Genomic DNA, 5,537 nt, shown 5'->3' with positions numbered 1-5,537 from the left:
CCCTAAGACCAACTTTATGAAAAAACGGACTATTTTAGTTGAGATCACCGGTATCATTGAGCCATTCGTCAGCATATTTCACGAGGGCAATATTGCTTTTTATTCCCAATTTTTTATGGATATTCTTCCGGTGCGTGTCTATTGTGAATCTGCTCAATCTCATTTCTTTAGCCATTTGTAAGCTGGTTTTCCCTCTGATTATTAATCTTAGAATCTGCCGCTCTCGTCGCGTCAAAGCTTTTCTTAAGTGGTCAGTATCCTTTCTAATCCACTCTTCATAGATGCCTGACAATTGCTTACTAAAGTATTTCTGACCTTTTGCCACGGTGTGAATGGCTTCCACCAGTTCTTTTTTTTCGGCTTTCTTTATAACATAACCCATGGCCCCAGCTTCGAGCATATCGTGCACATCCGATTCCTGATCAAACATGGTCAGTGCTATAACAGGGATTTGCGGAAAGTTTTTTTTCAAGGTTCGTGCAACCACGATACCGTCCATTATCGGCATTCTCACATCTGAAAGTACAACATCGGGCTTGGAGCCATGTTCTATCATTTTTAAAAGCTCATATCCATTGTTTACAGCTCCTAGAATTTCGATGCCTATCTCCTGCCTCAAAATGGCCGTAAGTCCATCCAGAAAAAGTTGATGATCGTCTGCAAGAAGTATTTTTACACTCATAGCGGGACATTAATTATAACTGTGGTACCATTTTCAGGTGAAGAATCTATGTTAAACACTCCACCCAGTTTTCGTATCCTACTTTCAATATTGGAAAACCCTAGACCGGAATTCACTTTATCCATTTCGAAGCCCTTGCCATCATCTTCAAATATCATATTTAAGGTGTCATTGTCTTCGGAAAACTGAATAGTAACCTCATTGGCTTCGGCATGCTTAATAGTATTGGACAATAATTCCTGAATAATCCTAAACAGTTGCAAAGCAACAGCATTTCTTACCTTCTTGTCAAGATCTATATTGACTACTTCTATACGAAGTTCTTTTGTTTTGGTAATTCTGTTGGCTACCAACTTCACCGCGGGAATAAGCCCTTTCTCTAGCATTAAACCGGAGTTTTCTTCATGGGCAATACTTCGGGTCTCCTCATAAGATTCATCGAGTAAATACATGATTTTTTTACGTAAGTCTTTGTCGTTGAAGGATTCCTCATTTTGCAAATAGAGGCGTATGGTCGACAGTTTGCCCCCAAGGCTGTCATGAAGGTCTGCTGAAATGCGAAGACTTTCTTTCTCTTGACCTTCGATCATGGCGTCCAACCCTATCAACTCCTGATCCTTCAACAGTTTATCTACTTTCTGACTTTCTATTTGCTGACATTGCTCGGCAATAAAACGCTTCCTACGAGCATTCTTTAGCCACATATAAGTGAGTACAATGGTAAGTGTTAATAGAACTAACGATCCTATGAGTAGGTTTCTGGTCTGTCTTTGCTTAAGTTCGGTTTCCAAATTGATCTTTTGAAGATTCAAAATTTCCCTTTCCTTTTTTTCGGTTTCGTATTTGGATGAAATCTCCGCTATGTCCTTTTGCTTTTCACTTTGCAAAATACTGTCATTCATATCAAATTTTTGGCGGGCAAAATGCAACGCTTGCCTATGGTTCCCCATGGCTTCATACGTATCAGAGAGATTATTAAGAACCGGTATCTTTGAGAATCCTTCAGAATGCTCCAATGCCCGACCAAGGTAAGGCAGCGCCTTTGGATAGGCCTTTTTCTGTAAATAGAGATATCCCAAATTATTATACAAAATTCCAAAGCCGTCCAAATACTTATATTTCTCCCTTATAGCAAGTGATTTTATTAAATAAAATTCGGCTCTATCATAATCTGATTCGAGGTAAATATTTCCTAGATTATTGTATATTCTCGCTAGTGAGAATTGATCTTGGAGTTGTACGGCTAGCTTTTCTGCTTGGAAATAATATTCTTCAGCCATCACGGTATCTCCCGTTTTTAAGTAGAGACTGGCCACATTGGGCAAAGTAACGACCTGAAAATGAGGAACGTTCTTTAGTTTCTGCAAATTCAAGGCTTTTTCCCCGTACTCAATAGCCTTTTGGTGATTACCAAGTTCTCCAAAGGCGCTGGAAATATTGCTATAGCACTTAGCCATGTTAATGCTGTCTTTCTGTTCTTCAAAGAAAGATGCGCTCTCGATCAGGGTGCGAACAGCTTCCTTGTATTCACCCTTTCGCAACTGGACCGCACCGAGGCTAACTTTTACTGCTGCTACTTTATCATGGAGGGCAATCACTTTCAACTCCTTAATAGCCCGTTTAAAGTGGTATTCCGACGAGTCTAATTGATTACTATAAAAATAGTTCCTACCCAACTGATTGTGTCCGTCACTAAGGATAGAATCGTTTTTTGATCGCAGTGCACTTCTGGCGAACAATTTTGCCTTTTCCAGATCACTCCGCTCATAGATTTTAGAAAGTTGAAGATTAACGCGTGCACGCCCTTCTTCTGAAACGGTGGTATCCAAAACCCTCAATAAGCTATCAGCCTGATGACTTTGACCAAGAACGTTGAAACTAAAAAACAAACATATTAACAGCTGTGTCCTCCATAGTTCTATGGAAATACAAGCTCTTAGAAATTCGAATTTCCTTGAATGACCGGTGATATGTCGTTCGTATGAAATCACAGGGATGAGAACTTAGTAGCCATTACCCATTCCTTTTTCTTTGACCAAAATAAAAACTCCATTGCAAAACGGAGCCTCCAGCAAATTAAAGCTGTGAGGTAAGAAATCCCTTGAACTTGGAAAATGGAAACAAAAGGCTTCATACTCGACAGTTCGTTATTTGGTAAATAAAAAACACAAAGTCAGGTTCTTGGGGCAGGGTGTTCACCCAGGCAATACAGCCTTGAAGTTCACTATTTGGAGCCATACAAATTATAAAAAATAGTTGACTTCGTAAGGTTTCCATTCTCAATTTATTTCCAGTTTCCTTTAGAGCTTTCCTAATCTGGACTGGACCTCCGTAACTACATCTTTGTATTTTCGGAGTACCCTGTCCCATTCCCGGAAAAGCTCGTCTGATTTGACACTTGTCAAGGGCCTGCGCGATTCTTCACTGACCATTTTAATCTTAAATGCCAACGGCTTGTCTGACGATTGCTTTACGATGATACGTGTTCTAATAGTGTTTTGTGAAAAGGTTTGTAATTTCCATGCAGTGCGCAAATAGCCCGTTTCTTTGTCTGTGACTTCTACAACATCCAAATAAGACAGCACAATTTGGTTGATCAGTCTCCAAGCTCTGTCTTTGTCAAGAGAAGTGGACACTTCAATATCAACATTAGCTATATCAGTGCGTATTGACGCATCATAGGCATCATCCCTTTCCATTTTGATAAAATACCTTTTGGGCGGACTAGAGAACCCCTTTTTATTACAGAATTCAATTTCATATCGTAGGTATCCTGTCTTTTCCACGCTAATATGGGTACAACTATTTTTAGAAACAATTATCGTGTAGCTGCCTTTTCCAAGTAATTTTCCATTTACATAGATGTTGGCATCCTGTTCCGAAGCGCTTACCGAAACTTTTTTCTTCCCATAATAGGTATTTGGGTCCGAAGATGCGGTTAATGGCCCATTGGAAAAGAAAAACAAAATACAAATCACACATTTTAAAATATTTGCAGTCCTCATTATGTTATGTTTTTAGATGTTTAGTTGATTGCATTAATATCAATAACAGGAAAATCCAAGGCAATTGACATTTTCGTTATAGTAACACTGATCATTAATTAGAGCCACTTTGGACGCCCCACCGTCACATCTTTCGCGAACTTTGGCTTCTGCCGCGTCGACGGCAGAGGTATCTTTGCAATTTGAAGCACCTAGTGCATTACATAATTCTACCTGGGCTTTAACACAGTCCTCACAGGTATATTCTATGGGGTCATCCTCACAGTCCCAAACAAACGCGGTAGTGAGCAAAAAAAGAGCCGTTAATCCTAGAAATCGTTTTAAAGTTTTCATAATCAATTGGTGTTAGGGTTAAAATTCAAATTTATTTTCTCAATCCAAGCTTCATAATACAACTGCTCTTGCAGGTCTCTGTCTCATTGCATAGGTGGGTTATCCCTTAAACTCAATAAGATCTTTGGGCTCTAGCTTTTTAAACAAATACCTTTATGGCTTTCTCTTCTTTCTTCAAAACAAATACCTCTTGCGAAAAAACCAGTTGTGAATGTACCAGTAGAAGAATCAGGGTATCCATAAACTTCTTTGCCCAATTTGAAAACAACACCTTTTGTGCTAGTGAAAATTGGAAAAATATAGATCGATCCTTCTCCATAGTGTAAACTTAGTAACCGTCTTTGGGCTAGTATATACCTAATGTTAGGTATTTGCAAAATGGTATTAGGATTGTAGCTTCACTACATCTAAAATTTCTACGATTATGAAAACCATTAAAACAATGTTGGTTGGAGTAGCTATTCTGTTCTTTTTTGCCTGTGATGAATTAACTGATTCCTTGGATACGCCAAAGGAAGTAGATATTACCACCACCTATACAGGAGTCTTGAACATTGGTGTTCCGGAGGTTTTTGAAAACCCCGATGAATCGTCAATGGTTACGGAATATGGCGGCTTGGATTTAATCGGTAATCCTGATGTAGCGGATGTTATCGGCACCCCTGAACAAATAAAAAATGTGGAAGTCGTCAGGGTGAAATATGAGTACAAAAATTTTAGCGGTAATGTAGATACCGATTTGGAAAATGGGTCCTTTCAGTTTACCGAGAATATTTATGGTTCTTATCCAATTCCGGACGTTAACATTGCAGAGTCCGATCTTTTGGGGACTGTGTATTCCTTGTCAGGTGACTTTAGTCCGATGAATGAAAGCATCAACCGGAGTAAAATACTGGTTTATTTAATGCAGGCAACTGCCACCCATAATCCAGCTACGTTTCAGGTTGTGGTCTCCTTCACCTTAAGGTTAAAGGTTGAAGTTGATCCCTTCTAGCTTTAAACGAGATTGATTTATTTGGTATCAACCAAGGGAAATCCTCATTAACTATAAAAAGATGTTTTAGGCTATATCATCAATTTTTTGGATTGGACGACTGCTGGACTGGACAGATTGATTGACATTTTTAATACTCTATTTTTACTGATTTAAACAATAGGATAGTATCCCCACTGCCATCTAGGTGTAAGATAACCCGATTTCATCAAGTATCTTTGCTTCTGGAATTACTTTGCTTCTGAACAGAAAAGAAGTTAAAACAATGGAACCGGGCATGAAAAATTAGTGAATTTGAAAAACCTTAAGTTCTAAAATTTAAAAAATAGAAAATAACCCTTGAAAGTTTTGCACCCCTACTCTAACCAACTTTGATAATAGGTACCATTATCGATATCCAAAGCCGTTTGGGTGAGTTGTAAAGGCTTAAAGGTATCGATCATAACAGCCAGCTCCTCTGTTTTGGTTTTACCGATACTTGCTTCATAGGTGCCCGGATGTGGTCCATGGGGTATCCCCGCAG

At 38.9% G+C, this 5,537-nt stretch carries 5 protein-coding genes and 1 pseudogene; 1 reads left to right on the top strand and 5 read right to left on the bottom strand.

The window, feature by feature from the left end:
* Positions 1 to 34: 34 nt before the first annotated feature.
* The 4 genes from WBM98_RS18815 to WBM98_RS18800 all read right to left on the bottom strand — a co-directional run bounded on the left by WBM98_RS18815 (position 35) and on the right by WBM98_RS18800 (position 4,020).
* Positions 35 to 682, bottom strand: a complete 648-nt coding sequence (locus WBM98_RS18815; protein ID WP_424367556.1) for a response regulator — start codon at positions 680 to 682, stop codon at positions 35 to 37.
* Positions 679 to 2,511: a tetratricopeptide repeat-containing sensor histidine kinase gene (locus WBM98_RS18810; RefSeq protein WP_424367555.1), complete on the bottom strand. Its 1,833-nt coding sequence runs from the start codon at positions 2,509 to 2,511 to the stop codon at positions 679 to 681. Before WBM98_RS18810 ends, WBM98_RS18815 begins: the two co-directional genes overlap by 4 nt.
* 471 nt (positions 2,512 to 2,982) lie before the next feature.
* Positions 2,983 to 3,687 carry a hypothetical protein gene (locus tag WBM98_RS18805; RefSeq protein ID WP_424367554.1) on the bottom strand — a complete coding sequence of 235 codons (705 nt, stop codon included), beginning with the start codon at positions 3,685 to 3,687 and terminating at the stop codon, positions 2,983 to 2,985.
* Between the two features lie 39 nt (positions 3,688 to 3,726).
* Positions 3,727 to 4,020, bottom strand: coding sequence for a hypothetical protein (locus WBM98_RS18800; RefSeq protein ID WP_424367553.1), 294 nt, complete (start codon positions 4,018 to 4,020; stop codon positions 3,727 to 3,729).
* A gap of 424 nt (positions 4,021 to 4,444) precedes the next feature.
* Between WBM98_RS18800 and WBM98_RS18795 the strand changes: the two genes are divergently transcribed.
* Positions 4,445 to 5,014, top strand: a complete 570-nt coding sequence (locus WBM98_RS18795) for a hypothetical protein (protein WP_424367552.1) — start codon at positions 4,445 to 4,447, stop codon at positions 5,012 to 5,014.
* A 356-nt stretch (positions 5,015 to 5,370) separates the two neighbouring features.
* Here the strand turns inward: WBM98_RS18795 and WBM98_RS18790 are convergent.
* Positions 5,371 to 5,537: pseudogene (locus WBM98_RS18790) on the bottom strand (homogentisate 1,2-dioxygenase); the annotation flags it as partial.

It is taken from the genome of Maribacter sp., from assembly GCF_049667165.1.
Lineage (GTDB): Bacteria > Bacteroidota > Bacteroidia > Flavobacteriales > Flavobacteriaceae > Maribacter_A.
This window is presented reverse-complemented; position numbering and strand designations above follow the sequence as displayed.